Annotated in this window: 10 protein-coding genes; 3 read left to right on the top strand and 7 right to left on the bottom strand. The window is 62.2% G+C overall.

Annotated elements, in window-relative coordinates; genetic code table 11:
* Positions 1 to 132 precede the first annotated feature (132 nt).
* On the top strand, positions 133 to 1,050 hold the full coding sequence (locus DF196_RS03750) for a MerR family transcriptional regulator (protein ID WP_109056558.1): 918 nt from the start codon (positions 133 to 135) through the stop codon (positions 1,048 to 1,050).
* A 305-nt stretch (positions 1,051 to 1,355) separates the two neighbouring features.
* On the opposite strand, the gene DF196_RS03745 is transcribed toward DF196_RS03750, so the two are convergent.
* The 6 genes from DF196_RS03745 to DF196_RS03720 form a co-directional block, all read right to left on the bottom strand.
* Positions 1,356 to 2,633, bottom strand: coding sequence for a glutamate-cysteine ligase family protein (locus tag DF196_RS03745; protein WP_109056557.1), 1,278 nt, complete (start codon positions 2,631 to 2,633; stop codon positions 1,356 to 1,358).
* 268 nt (positions 2,634 to 2,901) lie between these two features.
* Positions 2,902 to 8,067 (bottom strand): acyl-CoA dehydratase activase-related protein, encoded by a 5,166-nt coding sequence (locus DF196_RS03740; protein ID WP_109056628.1) that lies wholly within the window; start codon positions 8,065 to 8,067, stop codon positions 2,902 to 2,904.
* A gap of 326 nt (positions 8,068 to 8,393) precedes the next feature.
* Positions 8,394 to 9,677, bottom strand: coding sequence for a glycoside hydrolase family protein (locus DF196_RS03735; RefSeq protein WP_109056556.1), 1,284 nt, complete (start codon positions 9,675 to 9,677; stop codon positions 8,394 to 8,396).
* 146 nt (positions 9,678 to 9,823) lie between these two features.
* Entirely contained in the window at positions 9,824 to 10,666 is an 843-nt protein-coding gene (locus DF196_RS03730) for a carbohydrate ABC transporter permease (RefSeq protein ID WP_109056555.1), read from the bottom strand.
* 1 nt (position 10,667) lies between these two features.
* A complete protein-coding gene (locus DF196_RS03725) occupies positions 10,668 to 11,654 on the bottom strand; it encodes a carbohydrate ABC transporter permease (protein ID WP_241519570.1) in 987 nt (328 codons plus the stop codon).
* Between the two features lie 190 nt (positions 11,655 to 11,844).
* Complete coding sequence (locus DF196_RS03720) at positions 11,845 to 13,089, bottom strand: ABC transporter substrate-binding protein (protein ID WP_109056554.1); 1,245 nt, start codon at positions 13,087 to 13,089, stop codon at positions 11,845 to 11,847.
* Positions 13,090 to 13,471: 382 nt separating this feature from the next.
* Between DF196_RS03720 and DF196_RS03715 the strand changes: the two genes are divergently transcribed.
* Both DF196_RS03715 and DF196_RS03710 read left to right on the top strand, forming a co-directional pair.
* Positions 13,472 to 15,019 carry a glycoside hydrolase family 31 protein gene (locus DF196_RS03715; protein WP_109056553.1) on the top strand — a complete coding sequence of 516 codons (1,548 nt, stop codon included), beginning with the start codon at positions 13,472 to 13,474 and terminating at the stop codon, positions 15,017 to 15,019.
* A 159-nt stretch (positions 15,020 to 15,178) separates the two neighbouring features.
* Positions 15,179 to 16,231 carry a LacI family DNA-binding transcriptional regulator gene (locus tag DF196_RS03710; protein WP_109056552.1) on the top strand — a complete coding sequence of 351 codons (1,053 nt, stop codon included), beginning with the start codon at positions 15,179 to 15,181 and terminating at the stop codon, positions 16,229 to 16,231.
* A gap of 218 nt (positions 16,232 to 16,449) precedes the next feature.
* On the opposite strand, the gene nrdG is transcribed toward DF196_RS03710, so the two are convergent.
* Positions 16,450 to 17,181 (bottom strand): anaerobic ribonucleoside-triphosphate reductase activating protein, encoded by a 732-nt coding sequence (gene nrdG / locus DF196_RS03705; protein WP_109056551.1) that lies wholly within the window; start codon positions 17,179 to 17,181, stop codon positions 16,450 to 16,452.
* Positions 17,182 to 17,492 lie beyond the last annotated feature (311 nt).

Raw genomic sequence — 17,492 nt, 5'->3', positions numbered from 1 at the left:
ACTTGTTCCATCCCGCCCGCCTCGGGCGCGACAGCTGCGATGCTAGACTTTGCCCCGAGGGTAAGGTCAAATCGGCGCGATGGCCCGCCGACTGCCGGGCCGATGGACAAGATGGACGAAGGAGTGTCATCAATGCGCGATGACGACGAGCTGCTGACCATCGGAGAAGTGGCCAAACTGGACGGCACAAGCGCCAAGGCGCTGCGCTACTATGACGCGCACGGCATCCTCACGCCGTACGAAACCGACCCGCGCACCGGATACCGCTACTACTCCCCCGACCAGATGCTGGAGATGGACGTGATCCGCCTGTGCTTGGACGCCGGCGTGCCGCTGGAGTCCATCGAAACGTTCAGAAACGAGGACGGCTCTCTTGACTGGCGGGCGTTGATGGAGACCGGCCGCGACCGCGTGGCCCGCGAGGCCGCCCGTCTGCGCACATTGGAGACGAGTCTCAACGATTTTCTGGGCGAGGTGACGCGCAAGGCCCGCACGCCCGAGGATGGCGTGGTGAGCTCCGACCTGCCGCCCACATGGATGGTGGGTAAACCTTGGCCGTATTACGGCGGCCCGTTCATGCTCAAGCCATATCTGCGCGCGATGACCGCGCTGCGCGCCGCCGTGCGCGAGGCTGGACTGCCACGACTGCTGCGCCGCGGCATCATCGTTGACTGCCGTGCGGGCAAGGCCTACGCCTACCAGCAGTTCGAAGCAGACGATACCGGACGTCCTACCGCAGGCCACTCCCCCAATGCACCCGTCACCGGAACCGCCGACGCCCCCGGTACCACGGATTTCGGCCTCGACTCGTCACTGACCGTCTTCCATCCCACCGGCGGCCCCGCCGAAGGCCAGGTCATCGAGCGGGAATCGCTGTCGGCCTGCTTCGACGAGGCGCTGGCGATGGTGACCCGCAACGACCCGGCCGAATGGCCCCACGCCACGGTCTGCGAGATCTGGGGCAGCCACACCGCCGAAGGTTCGATGCGGGTACGCTATACCCGTCACCGCTGCGATGCGGGCGTAGTCGGGCGCCCCGGTGTGGGATGATGCATGATTTTCAGCGAATTTCGCGTATCATCCCACACCTCTTGCGAGCCCGATACCGTCTTGGTTTGTCAAAACGGCTTGATTCCAAGGTTTCCTTCAAAAGGGCATGCGGGACAATCCCCGCTTCAATCGATTGACGACGCTGTGGCCCCGCAGCCATGTGGGACGATGGCCTGAATCGGTGGTTTCGGCCGCATCATCCCACACGCATCATGCATTCGAGGCGGAATTCCCGACAACCGCAATTCCGTTGCGCCGAAATCAGCGAAGGAAATCGACGACACGGAGAACGCAGTCGTTGAAACCTACTCCTGGAACACGTCCGGGTGGTTCGGGTCGCCGGGGATGTCCGCCAGCAGGCCTTCGAGGCCCAGGAATTCCTTCCAGAAGTCGAGCGGCTGGCCGTATGGAGTGGCTTCGCGGCCGTGGGCCTGGAGGTTGGCCTTGGCCTCGTACACCTCGGACTCGGTGATGCCTTCGAAGTAGCTTTCCAGACGGTCGCGGTTCTCGGGGATGTAGAACAGCGAGGACACAATCTCCGTCAAGCGTTCGGCGCGTTCGATGGGCAGCGAATCCCAGTGGCGCAGCTCGATGAAGTTCTTGAGACGCACGTCGTTGAAGTGCGTGGAGATGATGTGGTTGATCTCGTACGGGTTGAGCTCGCGGTCCGGGTACACCTCGCCTGCGTTCTCGCGGAAGGCCGGTCGGTGCAGTTCCTTCGGCGAGGCGCCGGAAGCCACCGCTTCGGGCGTGTGGGTCAGGTCGGCGAACATGAGCGGCGTGGAGAGCACGTCGATGGCGTAATCCTCCCAGCCGTAGCGCGGGTCGAACAGGCCGGGCAGCACGTTGGTGCGCTGGAAGTCGAGGAAGTCCCACATGCGCTGGCGCAGCAGCGGGTACGGGTTCGGCTGGCCTTCGAAGTACGGGGTGTTGCGGAAGTAGTACGCCAGAATCGGGCCGATCACGGTGCCGAGACGCATCTTCTCGATGGCGTCGCGCTCGTCCACGAAGTCGATGCTGACCTGGGTGGAGGCGGAGCAGCGCATCATGCACGGACCAAACTGGCCCACACGGCCAAGGTAATCAGTCATCGCATCGTAGCGATCCTTGGGGTTCACCGGCACATCGGCGAAGCTGGACTTGGGTTGGTAGCCGTAGTTGACGAAACGGAAGCCAAGTTCCTCCAGGATCGGGTCGGCCTCGCGGCGGAACTTGGAGTAGAGCGTGATGAGGTCGCTGGGCTTCCTGAGCACGCCGATGGAGGTCTCCACCTGGCCGCCCGGCTCCAGCGAGACGGACACGCCGGGGCGCGCGAGCCCTACCAGATGGCCGTTCTCCCAGTACTCCTTCTCCGGGTCATAGTAGGGAGCCAGGCGCTTGAGCAGCGTCTCGATGCCGTTGGGCTCGTAGTAGCTGACGGCCGTGTCGCTGCCGTTGTGCACGGGCAGGTGCTCGATCTCCACGCCGAAACCGCCGGTGCCACGCTGCGCGCGACCGTTCTCGAAGAACTTCAGCAGGCTCTCGACGTGCTTCGGATTCGGCTTGGCCAGCAAATGGGCATAACTAATTCTCGGAGTAACCATAATCGGTATGGTATGCGAGCCGGGGCATTGCCGCGCCCAAACGCCCGCCAATCGGCTATACGAAAAACCGATAGCGGGCATTGCGGTCTCGAGCCATACACCGTGTGGAGGATCTCCCACCATGTGGTAAATCCTCCACCGTGTGGTTTCCCGGAATGGCTGTATTCCGCCAAAACGGCTTTATTCCAAGCATCCTTTACACCACACAGTGCGAAAAAGACCACACGGTGCGGGGATGGCCACACCGTGTGAACGGCAACGTTACGCCTCAGTCGGCGGAGGTGAAGCCCTGCGGCTCGCCGGCTTCGGCGAACTTGGCGTTGTGGGCCTTCTTCGCCGCCGCGATCATGAGCTTGATGCGGTTGAGCTGGTTGGCCTCGGAGGCGCCCGGATCGTAGTCGATGGAGACGATGTTGGCCTCCGGGTGCAGGCGACGGATCTTGCCGAACATGCCACGGCCGGTCACGTGGTTGGGCAGGCAGGCGAACGGCTGCGCGCAAATCACGTTCGGGCAGCCTTGCTCGATGAGCTCCAGAATCTCGGCCGTCAGCAGCCAGCCCTCGCCGGCCTGCACACCGATGGACGTGACTTCGGCGGCCTTCTTGACCAGTTCCGGCATCGGATCGTCCTGCTTGAACTTGCCGTGGGCGGTGGCGATGGCGGCCTTGATGGGCGCGTTGTACCGGTCGAGGCCCCAGCGCATGAGCGCGTAAAGCGTCTGGTTGCCACCCATGCCGAGGTTTCGTTCGTTCCAGTCCGTGATGTACGGGCGGGTGGTCATGAACTCCATGATGCCGGGCACCACGGCCTCGCAGTCCTGCGATTCGATGACGTCGACCACGTGGTTGTTCGCGTCCGGCTGGTACTTGACGAGGATCTCGCCTACCACGCCGACGCGCACCTTGCGCGGAATGTCCTTGAGGGGCAGGGCGTCGAAGGACTTCACGATCTCCTTGGCGAGCGTGGCGTACGGCAGCCAGCCCTTCCTGAGCCACGGGGTCTTGGCCGCGGTCTTGGAATAGCCGTGGTGCTCGAGCGTCTCACGCACGATCACGTCCCACTGTTCGTACAGGCGGTTGGCCGAGCCCTTCTCCACCTCGTACGGACGCACGCGGTAGAGGCACTTCATGAGCAGATCGCCCAGAATCAGCGCCTTGACGGCACGGTGCAGCATGGGCACGGTGGCCTTGAAGCCCGGATTGTCCTCCAGACCCTGCGTGGAGATGGCGATGACCGGAATCTGCGGGTAGCCGGCATCGATCAGGGCCTTGCGGATGAGGCCGAAGTAGTTGGTGGCACGGCACATGCCGCCGGTCTGGGTGATGGCCAGGGCCACGTGGTCCGGATCGTACTTGCCTTCCAGGATCGCGTCGATGAGCTGGCCGATGACCATGATGGCCGGGTAGCAGGCATCGTTGTTCACGTACTTGAGGCCGGTCTCCACGTCGCCACGGCTGGCGTGCTTGAGCACGTCGAACTTGTAGCCGCCGGAGCGGATCACCGCTTCCACGAGGGACAGGTGGATCGGGCTCATCTGCGGGGCCACGATCGTGTAGTCCTTCTTCATGTCCTTGACGAACTTCTCGCGGTGGGCGTAGCGGCTCATCGTGGCGTTGTTGTGCGCGGACTGCTTCTTGGCGGAAGCCTTGCCGGTCGGCTGGTCGACGGTGCCGTTCGATCCGGCGAGCACGTTCCCGGCGTTCACGGCGTTCGCCGCGGCCTTGATGTCGCGCTGGGCGGCCTTCTTGGAGGCTTCGCGCATGGCCTTGGTGAGCTTCGGGTTGGCGGCCATCGTGGTGTCGAGCAGCACCTGGCGGCCGGGGGTCGGCGCCTTGGTGCCGGTCTTGCGGAAGCCCATCGGCTTGGGACCGGAGGGCTTGCCGGACGCGGCCTGTTCGGCCTTGACCTTGGCTTCGGCGGCGTCCACGGCGGCCTGCGCTTCGGCGAGCGCGGCCTTGGCGGCGGCCAGATCGGCCTCGGCCTTAGCCCGCGCGGCTTCACGGGCCTTGCGCGCCTCGGCAGCGGTCTCGTCATCGGCGGTCTCACCGGAGACGTCCTGACCTGCGGCAGCGGCGGCCTCACGGGCCTTGTTGGCCTCACGCTCCTCCACGGCGGCCTTGAGCGAGCGCAGACGAATCTTGGCGGCACCGAGGTTCGAGACCTCGTCGATCTTGAGCAGCGTGTACACGTCCGCCTTGTCCGCGAGGATCTCGGCCACCTGGTCGGTGGTGATGGCGTCGAGACCGCAGCCGAACGAGTTGAGCTGCACGAGTTCGAGGCCGGGATAGGAGGCCACGAAATGCGCGGCGGCGTACAGGCGGGAGTGGTAGGCCCACTGGTTGGTCACACGCAACGGCATCTTGGTCACGGTGCGATCGCCCACGTGGCGGAATCCGGCGGCGTTTTTGGCACGCGGGCTCTGCTCGCCTTCGGAAAGGAATTCGGTGAGGTTGAGCTTCTCCCCCGGCTGCAGCTCGCAGATGGAGTCCTCGGAGAGCACCACCATGCCGAGCGAACAGATGGTTTCGGGAATGCCGTGGTTGATTTCAGGGTCGATGTGGTAGGGACGGCCGGCAAGCACGATGCCGCGGCAGCCGTGTTCCTTCATGTAGGCGAGCGCGGCGAGGCCCTCCTGCTGCACGTCGTGCTTGAAGACCTTGTCTTCGGCGTAGGCGGCCTTGACGGCGGTCTCGGCCTCCTCGCGGGTCACGTTGGCCCAGGCGAACTCCTCGACGATGCGGTCGACCATGAGTTCATGGTTGGCGAGGTTGAAGTAGGGGTGCATGTAGCGCACGCCCTCCTCACGCAGTTCGGGCATGTTCGCGCCGACCACGAGCGGATAGTTGGCCACCACCGGGCAGTTGTAGTGGTTGTCCGTGTTGGGCACCAGGTTGTCCTCATACGAGACGCACGGGTAGAAGATGGTCTTGATGCCCTTGTTGAGCAGCCACTTGATATGGCCGTGCACGAGCTTGGCCGGGTAGCAGATGTTCTCGGAGGCGATGGATTCGATGCCGGTCTCGAACAGCTCGTGGGAGCTGCGGCCGGAGATCATCACCTTGAAGCCGAGCGAGGTGAGCAGCGTGAACCAGAACGGGTAGTTCTCGTACATGTTGAGCGCGCGCGGGATGCCGATCTCGCCGCGGGTGGCCTTCTTGTCCGTCAGGCGACGGTAGGCGAAGCAACGCTTGTACTTGTAGTCGTACAGGTTCGGGCGGTCGGAACGCTTCTTCTTGGCGTCGCCGCCGCGCTCGCAGCGGTTGCCGGTCACGAAGCGGGAGCCGTCGGAGAACGTGGTGATGGTGAGCTTGCAGTGGTTCTGGCACAGCTTGCACACGTCGCGCTCGGTGGTCATGGACATGGTGTCGAGCGCTTCGCCGGTCAGAATGGAGCTGGCGGTGTGGGTCACGCCGTCGATGACGACCGTGTGCGTCTCGGGCTCGGCTGAGGCGGCCATGGCGGTCTTCTTGAATCCGTCGGCCGGAGCCTTGTCGGTGGTATCGGCAGGAGCGGAGTCGGCCTCACCGGACGCGGTGGCCGCCTCCTCGGATCCATCGGCCTTGACGACCACGTCCAGATGGTCGGCCTCGTCCTGATAGTGCATGCGGGCGGTCAGGGCCGCGCCGAACGCGCCCATGAGGCCGGCGATGTTCGGGCGGGTGACCTTGCGGTCGGTGAGCAGCTCGAAGGCGCGCAGCACGGCGTCGTTGAGGAACGTGCCGCCCTGGACCACCACGGTGTCGCCGAGTTCGCCGGAATCGCGCAGCTTGATGACTTTATACAAGGCGTTGCGCACCACGGAATAGCACAGGCCGGCAGCGATGTCCTCGATGGAGGCGCCTTCCTTCTGCGCCTGCTTGACGGACGAGTTCATGAACACGGTGCAGCGCGAGCCGAGGTCCACCGGATGAGTGGAGGCGAGCGCCTTCTGTGTGAATTCCTGGATCGTCAGGCCCATGGACATGGCGAAAGTCTGCAGGAACGAACCGCAGCCGGAGGAGCAGGCCTCGTTGACGGCGATGGAGTCGATCACACCGTCCGTGATGGCCAGGTACTTCATGTCCTGGCCACCGATGTCGATGACGGCGGTAACGCCGGGGCTGACCATTTCGGCGCCGCGGTAGTGGGCCATGGTCTCGACCACGCCCTCGTCCAGGTGCAGGCCGGTGGTGATGAGGCCCTCGCCGTAGCCGGTGGCGCAGGATCGTGCAATCCATGCGTCCGCAGGCAGTTCGGCTTGGATCTTCTTGACGATGTTGATGGCCGCGGTCAGCGGGCTGCCCTCGTTGTTGGCGTAGGAGGACCAGACGATCTCGCGGTCGTCGTTGACGAGCGTGGCCTTGATGGTGGTCGAGCCGGCGTCGATGCCCAGGAAGTGGGGGCCGTGCGCGCCTTCGAGCGTGCCGATGTGGATGTGCTCGCGGTGGTGACGCTTGTTGAATGTCTCACGGTCGGCCTCGGTGGGGAACAGCGGGGGCATGGTGGGCGTGTTGGAGGGCAGGTTCTTCAGCTCTTCCAGCGTGTGCAAAATGTCGGCGCAGGTGCGGGCTTCGAAGTGGTGGCCTTCGTCGTCCGAGTCGATGTCCGCCTGGAGCGCGGCACCGTACGCCACGTAGAGGTGGGCGTTGGTGGGCACGATGAATTCGTCCACCTTGCCTTCGAGCGCACGCTGGAAGGCGGCGCGCAGCTCGGACATGAAGAACAACGGGCCGCCGAGGAAGATCACGGTGCCGTGGATCGGTCGGCCGGAAGCCAGACCGGCGATGGTCTGCGTGGCCACGGCGGTGAAGATGGAGGCGGCAAGGTCCGGCTTGGCGGCACCGTCGTTGATGAGCGGCTGCAGGTCGGTCTTAGCAAACACGCCGCAACGGGATGCGATCGGGTACAGGTTCTCGTAGCTCTTGGCCATCTCGTTGAGGCCGGCGGCGTCCGTGTCGAGCAGCGTGGCCATCTGGTCGATGAACGCGCCGGTGCCGCCTGCGCACGAGCCGTTCATGCGCTGTTCGGGGGTGGGCTTCAGGTAGGTGATCTTGGCGTCCTCGCCGCCGAGCTCGATGATGACGTCCGCGGCCGGGTATTCCTTGTCGATGGCCTCGGTCTCGGCGATGACCTCCTGGATGAACGGCACATGCATGTTGTCCGCGAGGGCCAGGCCGCCGGAGCCGGTGATGGCCAGACGGATCGGCTCGTCGCCGCGGCCGAGCTCCTCAAGTTTCTTATGGATGTCGACGAGCAGGCCGGCCACGGTTGCGCGAACGTTGGCATGGTGACGGCGGTAATCGGAGAAGAGCGTGCTGCCCAGGGAGTCGGACTGGTCCAGCACCACGGCCTTGACGGTGGTGGAACCGATGTCGAGTCCCACGCGCAGGGGCTTGGCGTTCCCCGATACGGCTGCCGCGTTCGCGCTCGTATTCGTGTTCGGCGCGGCGTTCACGCTCGCATTCGCGGTGCGGGCGGCATCCGTGGTCACGTTCGATGCGGTGTCAACCATGTATTCCTCTTAGCTTCGGCCTCCGGGATAATCGCCTTTCTCACGGCACCGCAAGGCATCCCGAACCGTTTCGGACGGCTGGCAGGCACCCTGCGGACGGCTTCGCCCGGCTACTTCTCGCCCTAAGAATAGTCCGACCACCTGCCCAACATGACGCCCCGCAAGGTGATTTCGCTCACGGGAAGCACGTTTCCCGACACTTTTCAAGATATTGACGGGCCTCTGCGCAGAATGTCCATAACCGTGCCGTCGCACCGCTCGCCGCTCCGCTATTGTGCAACGATGGCTTCATCCACGTCCACCATGGAGCCCACCGAACCGAACCGCTGGCCCGACTTGTCGGTCCACTGCGGCACTTCGCCGGTGACCGTGACGGTAAGTACGTAGTCATCCTCGGGCAATTCCGGCGAGACGTATCGATACCCGGCATCCGGCGACTTGGCATACCAACTCACGAAGATGGGATCCACCACCATCGCGGATTCCTCGCTCATCCCGGCACCGCGAATACCGACCCTCGCGTATGACCCCCACTGGTCGGCCTTTCCGGTCAGCGCTACCCGCGAGCCGTGGAATGGAATGGAAACCGATTCTCCGGCCTTGTCCGACCAGAACCCGACATCGACGTGCCGCCCTTCGAACGGTTCCGCCTTACCTGATATCGGCGACCATGAAGGCTGGTATTCTGCCAACCGCAGCCGTCCATGGTCCACGGACAACTGTTGCCAGACATAAGTGGCCGCCGACGCCTGATGCGGGAACGACCAACGGTCGCCCATGTACATCGCGATCTCGCCATGCGCGGTGCGCACCGGCAGCACGTACAGCGTCTGCGAATTGCAGGTCATCGAGCCTTCCGGGGCGAACAGTCCCTGATAGGTCCACGGCCCGCGCATTGTGGGCGCGGACAGACAGTAGTTGTCATTGCAGTCCCATGAGGTCTTGCCGGAGAACAGCATCCAGTAGCGTCCGCCGAGTTTGGCGACGGCCGGCGCCTCACCTCCGAGCGCAATGCCCTCCCCCACCTGTTCGGCAACGGACAGATAATCATCGGACAGACGGTAGATGTCGCCTTCATGGACGAGCAGGTAGCCAGTGCCGTCATCATCTTGGAAAACACCAAGATCCCAGCGGTGAACTGACTCGCCATGGAACGTCAGCGGGCCGCGGAATTCATAGTCACCGTCAATCGTGTCGCAAACCGCGTAGCAGATGTGCGGATCGTAGTATCCCAAATCGTCAGAATGCATGAACATCACATATTGTCCGGTTGTGGGGCAGCGCATGACCTTGACCCGCTCGCCGATGCGCCCGGGACCCATCAGACCGTCTTTCTGCTGCGGCAGCACGATTCGCCGGAACGTCCAGTGCGCCAGGTCCGGCGACGAATAACAGGAGAAGCCGGCGAACCGGTTCTCCTCGTCGGTCTTGTATTCGCCGAACAGGTAGTACAGGCCGTTTTCCTCGACGATGCAGCCTCCATGCGCATTGACCGTCCGTCCGCGATCATCGAACCACGGGACGCCGCTGACGATGAATGATTGCTGGGACATAGCCACTCTCCTTGAAAGCAAGGCACCCCTCCGGCAGCACCGTCGACACCGTCGAACGGCACACACCAGAGAGGCGCTGCTCTGAAATGGAATCGATCATGCGCGGGATGGTTCCGGAAAACCGCACGGACCAATCCCGTTCCGAATCACCCCTTCACCGATCCAGCCACCAGGCCGGACACAATCCACTTCTGGCAGAAGATGAAGAAGACGAACACCGGAACCAGCGCGATCACCGTGATGGCCATGAACGCCGGCCAGTTGGTGGTGAACTGGCTCATGGAGTTGAACACCTGCAGGATGATTGTGCGATTGTCCGTGGAGGACAGGAACACATTCGGCTGCAGGAAGTCGTTCCACGTGGACAGCGTCTGAAACACGACCACGGTCGCCAGAATCGGTGTGATCATCGGAAGGACGATCTTGTAGTAAATTTTGAACGGGCCGGCACCGTCGATGCGCGCCGCTTCCAGCACCTCCATCGGCAGCTTTCGCATGTATCCGACGATCAGGAAGTAGCAGAAAATCGAGTTGACCAGATACAGCGCAATCAGGCCCCACAATGTGTTGACGAGATGGAGATTGGCTTCCATGCGGTACTGCGGGATCAGCGTGGCCTGCAACGGGATGCAGAAGGCTATCATCAGCACGGCGCCGACTCCGGCAGTGAACCAGCTTTTACGCAGAATCATGCCGTATGCGGCCAGGGAACCGATGAACAGCTGAAGGAACACCGCCACGACCGTGACGATCAGCGAGTTCAGAAAGCTTCGGGCGATCGGTAGGTTAGCGAAAGTGTCGATGTAGTTCTGGATGGACCATGTCTCAGGCAATCCGAACGGAGACTTCGCCATGTCGATGGAGGTCTTGAACGAGTTGACGATGATGTAGTACAGCGGGAGCGCCATGATGATTGCCACGGCGTTGATGAGGATCGTGCGCACCCACACGCCGATCTTCGCTCTGGTGCTTGGCTTGAGCTTGTTCATATTACGCGAACCTCCTAGAGATGGCGCTGGTGAGAGCCGTCTGCCCGAGAACCACGATCAGACATGCCAGCGTGAACAGCACCGCCAGCGCCGAACCGAGACCGTACTGCGACTGCGAAATACCATGGACGATGATCGCCTGGGTGATGGTGTTGGTGGAATATCCGGGGCCACCCTTGGTCATGCCGAAGGGCAGGTCGTACACCTTCAGGCCGTTGGTGATGAGCAGGAACGTGGAGACCACAATTCCGGGAATGAGCTGCGGCAGGGTGATGTGAATGAACTTCTGGAATCCGCTGGCACCGTCGACGGCGGCCTGCTCGTAAAGGTCTGCGGGAATCGCCTGCAGATACGCCAGATACAGCGTGGCATGCCAACCCACAGCAGCCCAGATGGCCACGAAAATCACACAGCCACGAGCCAAGGTCTCATTGGCCAGCCACGGTACGGAATCCAGTCCCATCGACACCAGCACGGAATTGAGCGCGCCCGTCTTGAGCGGGGAGAGGATGAAGCTCCACACCATACCCAGCACGATCAGCGAGGGGACGCCCAAGAAGAAGAACAGGGAGCGGGCGAACGAGCGGCCGTAGAACTTCGTGTTGAGCAGCACCGCCAGAGGAATGGCGATAATCGTGGTGATCAGCGTGGTGGCGAGCGCGAACAGGATGGTGAATCCCAGGCCCACCAGCAGGGAGGGATCAGTGAACACCTTGCGGTAGTTGTCGAATCCGACGAAATTCACATTGGGGTTGAATCCGGTGTAGTCGGTAAAGGAGTAATACACCGTCTGGATCAAGGGGATCAGCGTCAGCACGACGAACACCGCGAGGACGGGGATCAGGAATCCGGTGGACGATGCCGATTCAACGAATCCGCGGGTCTTGTACCACGGCGTCTTGCGGACGCCATCGCGTCCACCGACCTTGGCGTCGCCGCTGCTGTCGGACTGCCGCATCATTGCGGGGTTGCATGTTTGTGCCGTCATGTCTTTATTGCCTTTCCATAAGGAGTGCGTCGGGGCGAAACTTTCGAGGCGCAGAGAAGAGGAGAATCGTCAGGAGATTCGCCCCGACCGGAGCGGCGGCTGGCACTGAAGTGCGGAAAACCCAGCACCCAGAGAACCGGTCGCCGCTGATTTGCGCATTCGCTTTGATTGCGCATTCACACCAATCGCGTTACTTGGCGTTGGCCTTCCAGGTCTCGTCCATGTGCTTGGCCACCGAAGCGGCGTCCGTACTGCCCTGGATGAGCAGCTGCCATTGGGAGGTCATTTCCGTGGCCATCACGTTGCCGTTCTGGGACCAGTTGGTCCAGTAGTACTTGCCGGTGGTCACGTACTCGTCGTAGATGTCCTGCAGCTGCGGAGCCACATCGGCGGCGTATTCGGAGGAGACGGAAATCTGACCGATGTTCTTTTCCTCGAGTTTGAGTCCCTCTTCGGAATTCATGAAGGCAAGGAACTTCTCGGCAGCCTTGAGCTTATCGCCATCGATCTTCGAGGAGATGGCGAACGGGGAGTCCGGACCACCGCCCACGTACGGTTCGCCGCCTTCCACCGCGGGGAACGGGGCGGTGGCGTAGTCGACGCCGGAGGAGTTCAGATCAGGGAAGTCCCACGGGCCGGAACGGAACATGGCCAGCTGGCCGGTCATGAATTGCTGCTTGATCTGGTCGTTGTTCACGCCCACGACCTCCTTGGGCATGGTGCCGGAGTCGATGAGCTTCTGCCATTCCTTGATGATCGGGGTCCACTGCTTTTCGAAGCTTCCGCCTTCGCCCATTTCCGGCCATTCGCTGGTATCGATGCCCTGCTTGGCGTAGTAGCCGCCAAGCATCGGCTGGAACGAGCCGGAAACGACGGTCGGATCGTCCATGTACGGCGTGATTCCCGCAGCCTGCAGTTTCTTGCCCAACTCACAGAACTCATCGATCGTCTCAGGCACGGAATCGTATCCCACCTGCTTGAGCAGGTCTTTGTTATATACAATGACGCCGACCCATGCGGTGGGGCTCATGCCATAGACCTTGCCGTCACGGGTATAGAGGTCCTTATTGGTGTCCGGAATGGAATCCATGAACGGCTCATTAGTCAAATCCTTGGCCAATCCGGCGTCCAGCACTTCATTGCGCGTCTCGATGGACATGTGGAACACATCGGGCAGCTGATTTCCTGCGGCACGTGTGGTCAGCGTCTGCGCGTAATCGGCGGCTTCGCCCTGTGCGGTGCTCAGATCGACCTTAATATCGGGATTGGCTTTCTCGAAGGCCTCGATGATGGGCTTGACCTGATTCTCGTTGTTCCACGAGAAGTAGGTGATGGTGGTTTTGCCGGAATCAGCTGTTCCGCTACCGCATGCGGCCAGAGGAACGATCATCGCCGCTGCTGCTACGGCTGCGATGATGGTCTTGGAGAACTTCATGATTCTTCTTCCTTCCTGCGGCACCCGCTTTGGTGTCGCCAAGAACGTTAATCAAGTTCGGCTCGAACCTCGGGGCCACTATGCCCCTCCATTGTGCACCGTCTTGATTTGTTAATACGTATGAGTAACTACGTGACTTCAGTATGCCACCAAGGGGCAAAGGCGGCAAAGCGGCGTGTCGCAATAACATCATTCACATGAAACCTCACAATAAAGCCATTATTTGACGTCAGACAGCACAGCAATTACCCTCCGGGCTACCCGCAAGAAATCACGCCACGCCGGAATTTGTAAATCGGTACCTTCGTCGTAATAATACGTATTAGATATACGCGGCACTGCAGCCGCGTCAGATGTTTACTGCACATAGGAAAGACCGATTATGAACAACACGGCTCAATACACAACAATCGACCTTCTTCCCAATGAACTCTGGTGGGGAGGCCGCGCGGCGGACGGCCGACTCATGCCATTCGGCGCACAGCCGTTCTCCTGCGACCTGGCCACCTGGAAGCACGAGGACGGACAACTGCCCGAAGCCTCGAACCAGAGCGCGCCATTGCTGGTCTCCACCTGCGGACGGTATATATGGTGCGACAAGCCGTTCGCATTCTCCTTTGAAGGCGAACACCTGACCGTGCAGGCCGATCATCCCGTCACCGTGCACGGCGATGGCGACGGCACGTTGCGAGACGCCTTCCTCGCCGCAAGCCGGAACCACTTCCCCCCGTCCGGCGAGACTCCCGCCAAGGCCATGTTCGCCAAGCCGCAATACAACACGTGGATCGAAATGCCCTATCGCCCGACCCAGCAGGCGGTGCTTGCCTACGCCGACGCGATGCTGGCCGCCGACATGCCCCCGGGCGTGTTGATGATCGACGACAAGTGGAGCCCCGACTACGGAACCTGGACCTTCGACCCATCCACGTTCCCGAATCCGCAGGAGATGCTCCGCCAGTTGCACGGCAAGGGATTCGACGTCATCGTCTGGCTGGTGCCGTTCGTCAGCCCCGATTCCGCGGTGTTCCGCGAGCTCGAGGCGCGTGGGCTCATGCTGCGCGATCGCCACGGCCGCACGGCCATCCGCCGCTGGTGGAACGGTCTGAGCGCCGTGCTCGACCTGAGCAACCCCGAAGCGCGGCAGTGGATCCGCGGCCGGCTCGACGCACTGTGCGAGCTCGGCGTGGACGGCTTCAAGTTCGACGGCGCCGACCTGTATGACTTCCACGACGACGATCTGCCGTTCACTCCGATGACGTCCAATGACATGTGCGAACAGTGGGCCGCCATCGGCGTGCACTACCCGTTCAACGAGTTCCGCGCCTGCTGGAAGATGGGCGGCCAGCCGCTCGCACAAAGGCTTCAGGACAAGCCCGCCGCCTGGGATGAGCACGGCATCGGCTCGCTGATTCCGGAGATGTTGGCACAGGGCATGATCGGGCAGCCGTTCGTCTGTCCCGATATGATCGGCGGCGGCGAAGTCAACAGCACCAAGCATTCGGACGTGGACCAGGAGTTCTTCGTCCGCTACGCGCAGATCGCAGCGCTTTCCCCGATGATGCAGTTCTCCACCGCGCCCTCCCGCGTGCTGGACGCCGATCATCTCGAAGCCGTACGCAAGGCATTGGCCATTCGCGAGGAATACCTGCCGACGATTCTTCGGCTTGCCGATCATGCGGCGCAAACCGGCGAGCCTATCATCCGCCCGATGGCCTACCACTTCCCTGACATGGATACCGTCACCGACCAGTTCCTTCTGGGCAGTGACATCATCGTCGCCCCCTGCACGCAACGCCATGCGGTCTCCCGTCGAATATCGATTCCCGAAGGACGATGGCGTGGGGACGACGGGCGGATCATCGCGGGACCTGCCGTCATCGACACGCCTTGCCCGCTCGACAGGCTGCCGCGTTTCATGCGCGAAGGCTGATCGCATGACTCGCAAAGACCATCCCCTCAGTCGATCGGATAAAGCCAGCCAAGAGACCGGCAGCATAAGGGGTTAGCCGTACGGGCTAATATCGAATAGCGGCGTGGCGACGACGCGACCGCCGGCGCATCCCGCCGCAATACAACGCAAGAGGACCTCATGACCACCAGACAAGCCGGAACCCGACCACCGACCAGCAAGGACGTCGCCGCCCTGGCGGGCGTATCCCAAAGCACGGTGTCGTTCGTCATCAACGGCAAGAACACCGTGTCCGAAGCGACGCGACGGCGGGTCGAGGATGCGATGCGCAAGCTCAACTACCAGCCAAACGCCGGCGCACGCACGTTGAAGACAAACCGTACCAACATCATCGCGCTGTTCGTAGAGATGAGCGAGACGATCGACGCCAATGAGACCACGCCGTACATCGATGCCATCGTGCGCAGCGCACGCGCACGCGATTACGACGTCATCCTCACCACCACGCATGACGGCGTGGCCGCGCTCAAGCGCATGGCCGGCAAATCAATCTGTGACGGCTTCATTCTCATGGACGTCAGCCGTGAGGACCCGCGCATCCCAATCGCCGCCGAACTCAGCCAACCCGTCACGCTCGTGGGCCGTGCGACCAACGCGCGCGGGCTGGACTGCGTGGACGCCGACGCCCGCAAAGCCGCACTGTTGGCCGTGGATGAGCTCGCCGACACCGGGCATCACCATGTGACGATGGTCGGTACGCAACTGGGTAGCGACCCGAATGAATACAACTTCGTCGACGAGTTCTACAGCACCGCGCACCAGCGCGCGGACGAACGTGGATTGGGATTTTCCATCGTGCAACGACTCGGCGAAGGCTGGCCCGGCATTGAGAAGACCGTCGATCAACTGCTGCTGCATGCCGACGATCGGCTTGGCATCATCGTCCGTCAGCCTCAACCGACCGAATGGCTGCTGCGCACGTTGCGCCGACACGATGTGGTTCCCGGACAGGATGTCTCCGTGGTGTCGTACTGCTCGGACTACGCCGCAACATCATTCGAATGGCAGGTCACCAACGTATCCACCACGCCTGAGCAGCTGTCCGAACGAGCCGCCGATCTGCTCTTCGACCGTCTCGAAGGCAATCGCGACCGTGATGCACAATGCGAGTTGATTGCGCCGGCAGGCATCACGCGACGCGCCACAACCATCGATTGGAATGCCTACGATTAGGCCACCTTTGGTGTTCCATTACACACGATGGTGTCGCCGGAGACCCGCGGAAATCAGACCGGACGTTCCCGAACCGCCCCTTATATGGTTCAGGACGTCGGAAGGCGTCGTGACGATGCGCGCGGTATCGAGACGCACCAGGGGAAGGCGCCGAATCGCATAAAGGACAGTCCACTGGGCTGTCCTTTATGCGATTCGGCGAAGATAACGCGCCATCGTCACGAGGCCTGCGAACCTTCGCCGGCCTCGCGGTCCTTGAGGTAGATTTCTGGGATGTCGCGCTCCTGGTCATGGAGCTTGGCCCAGATCACCGGTTTGCCTGCCTCCAATGACTTGGGCACGTCGAGGATGCGCTGGTTGGCGGATCCACGGAACTGCAGCAGGGAGTTCTTCTGGTCCTTCAAGTACCGGCCATCCACAAGGATGTCGATGAGATGCAGGAGTTCGAGCTTGTCCGGCGTCTCTCCGGGGCGCATGAGCTCCTCCCATGTGTATCCGGTCCAGCACCAGATGTCCTTGGTGTGGCCGAATTCCTCACGAATGCGCTGTGCGAGCGGTACCAGCACTGGGGTGTTGAGCATCGGTTCGCCGCCGAGGAACGTGATGCCCTGCACCCACGGGGCCCGGAGATCCTCGATGATCTTGTCCTCGAGCTTCTGGGTGTATTCATGGCCGGCCTGGAAATCCCAGATGGAGGCGTTGAAGCAGTCCACACAGTGGAACGGACAGCCGGAGACGTACAGGGAATTGCGCACACCCTCGCCGTCGGTGACGATGAAGGTCTTGTAATCGGCGATCATCCGCTTGGACATGCGCCGGCCGTCCCATTGTCCGGCACGTGGATCGTTGGCCAGGCCATGGGATGGTACAGAGGGGCCTCGCCCGGTCTCGCCTGCCGCAAAGTCATGGCGCTTGATTTCGCGCGCCGCGGTCTCTTGGAATCCCGACATGTCCACCTCCGTATTTGCCGAAAACACGCAGGCTCCCCTCTCTGAGGGGAGCTGTCGCCGCTAGGCGACTGAGGGGAGACCCCGCCCGATTGCAGGACTCCCCTCAGTCAGCTTCGCTGACAGCTCCCCTCGGAGAGGGGAGCCGACTCACGCGCAGTAGTTAGCAGTAGTTACTTGGCCTCTTCGAACCACTCGCGGGTGGTGCCGTCGTCCAAGGTCACGCGACCGGTCTCACCGCTCATGTGCTTGACGCGGTGGGCGATCTCCTCGTGGCGGCCGTGGACCATCGGGCGCTGGACCGGGCTGCCGAG

The sequence above is a fragment of the Bifidobacterium callitrichidarum genome (assembly GCF_003129905.1).
Classification (GTDB): domain Bacteria; phylum Actinomycetota; class Actinomycetes; order Actinomycetales; family Bifidobacteriaceae; genus Bifidobacterium; species Bifidobacterium callitrichidarum.
Note: the sequence above shows the minus strand (reverse complement) of the source record. Positions and strands in the feature narration are given on the sequence as shown.

Excerpts from the sequence above, each read along its gene's own strand:
- DF196_RS03750 (WP_109056558.1), top strand. The coding sequence starts at position 133 with ATGCGCGATGACGACGAGCTGCTGACCATCGGAGAAGTGGCCAAACTG.
- DF196_RS03745 (WP_109056557.1), bottom strand. The coding sequence starts at position 2,633 with ATGGTTACTCCGAGAATTAGTTATGCCCATTTGCTGGCCAAGCCGAAT.
- DF196_RS03735 (WP_109056556.1), bottom strand. The coding sequence starts at position 9,677 with ATGTCCCAGCAATCATTCATCGTCAGCGGCGTCCCGTGGTTCGATGAT.
- DF196_RS03730 (WP_109056555.1), bottom strand. The coding sequence starts at position 10,666 with ATGAACAAGCTCAAGCCAAGCACCAGAGCGAAGATCGGCGTGTGGGTG.
- DF196_RS03725 (WP_241519570.1), bottom strand. The coding sequence starts at position 11,654 with ATGACGGCACAAACATGCAACCCCGCAATGATGCGGCAGTCCGACAGC.
- DF196_RS03720 (WP_109056554.1), bottom strand. The coding sequence starts at position 13,089 with ATGAAGTTCTCCAAGACCATCATCGCAGCCGTAGCAGCAGCGGCGATG.
- DF196_RS03715 (WP_109056553.1), top strand. The coding sequence starts at position 13,472 with ATGAACAACACGGCTCAATACACAACAATCGACCTTCTTCCCAATGAA.
- DF196_RS03710 (WP_109056552.1), top strand. The coding sequence starts at position 15,179 with ATGACCACCAGACAAGCCGGAACCCGACCACCGACCAGCAAGGACGTC.
- nrdG (WP_109056551.1), bottom strand. The coding sequence starts at position 17,181 with ATGTCGGGATTCCAAGAGACCGCGGCGCGCGAAATCAAGCGCCATGAC.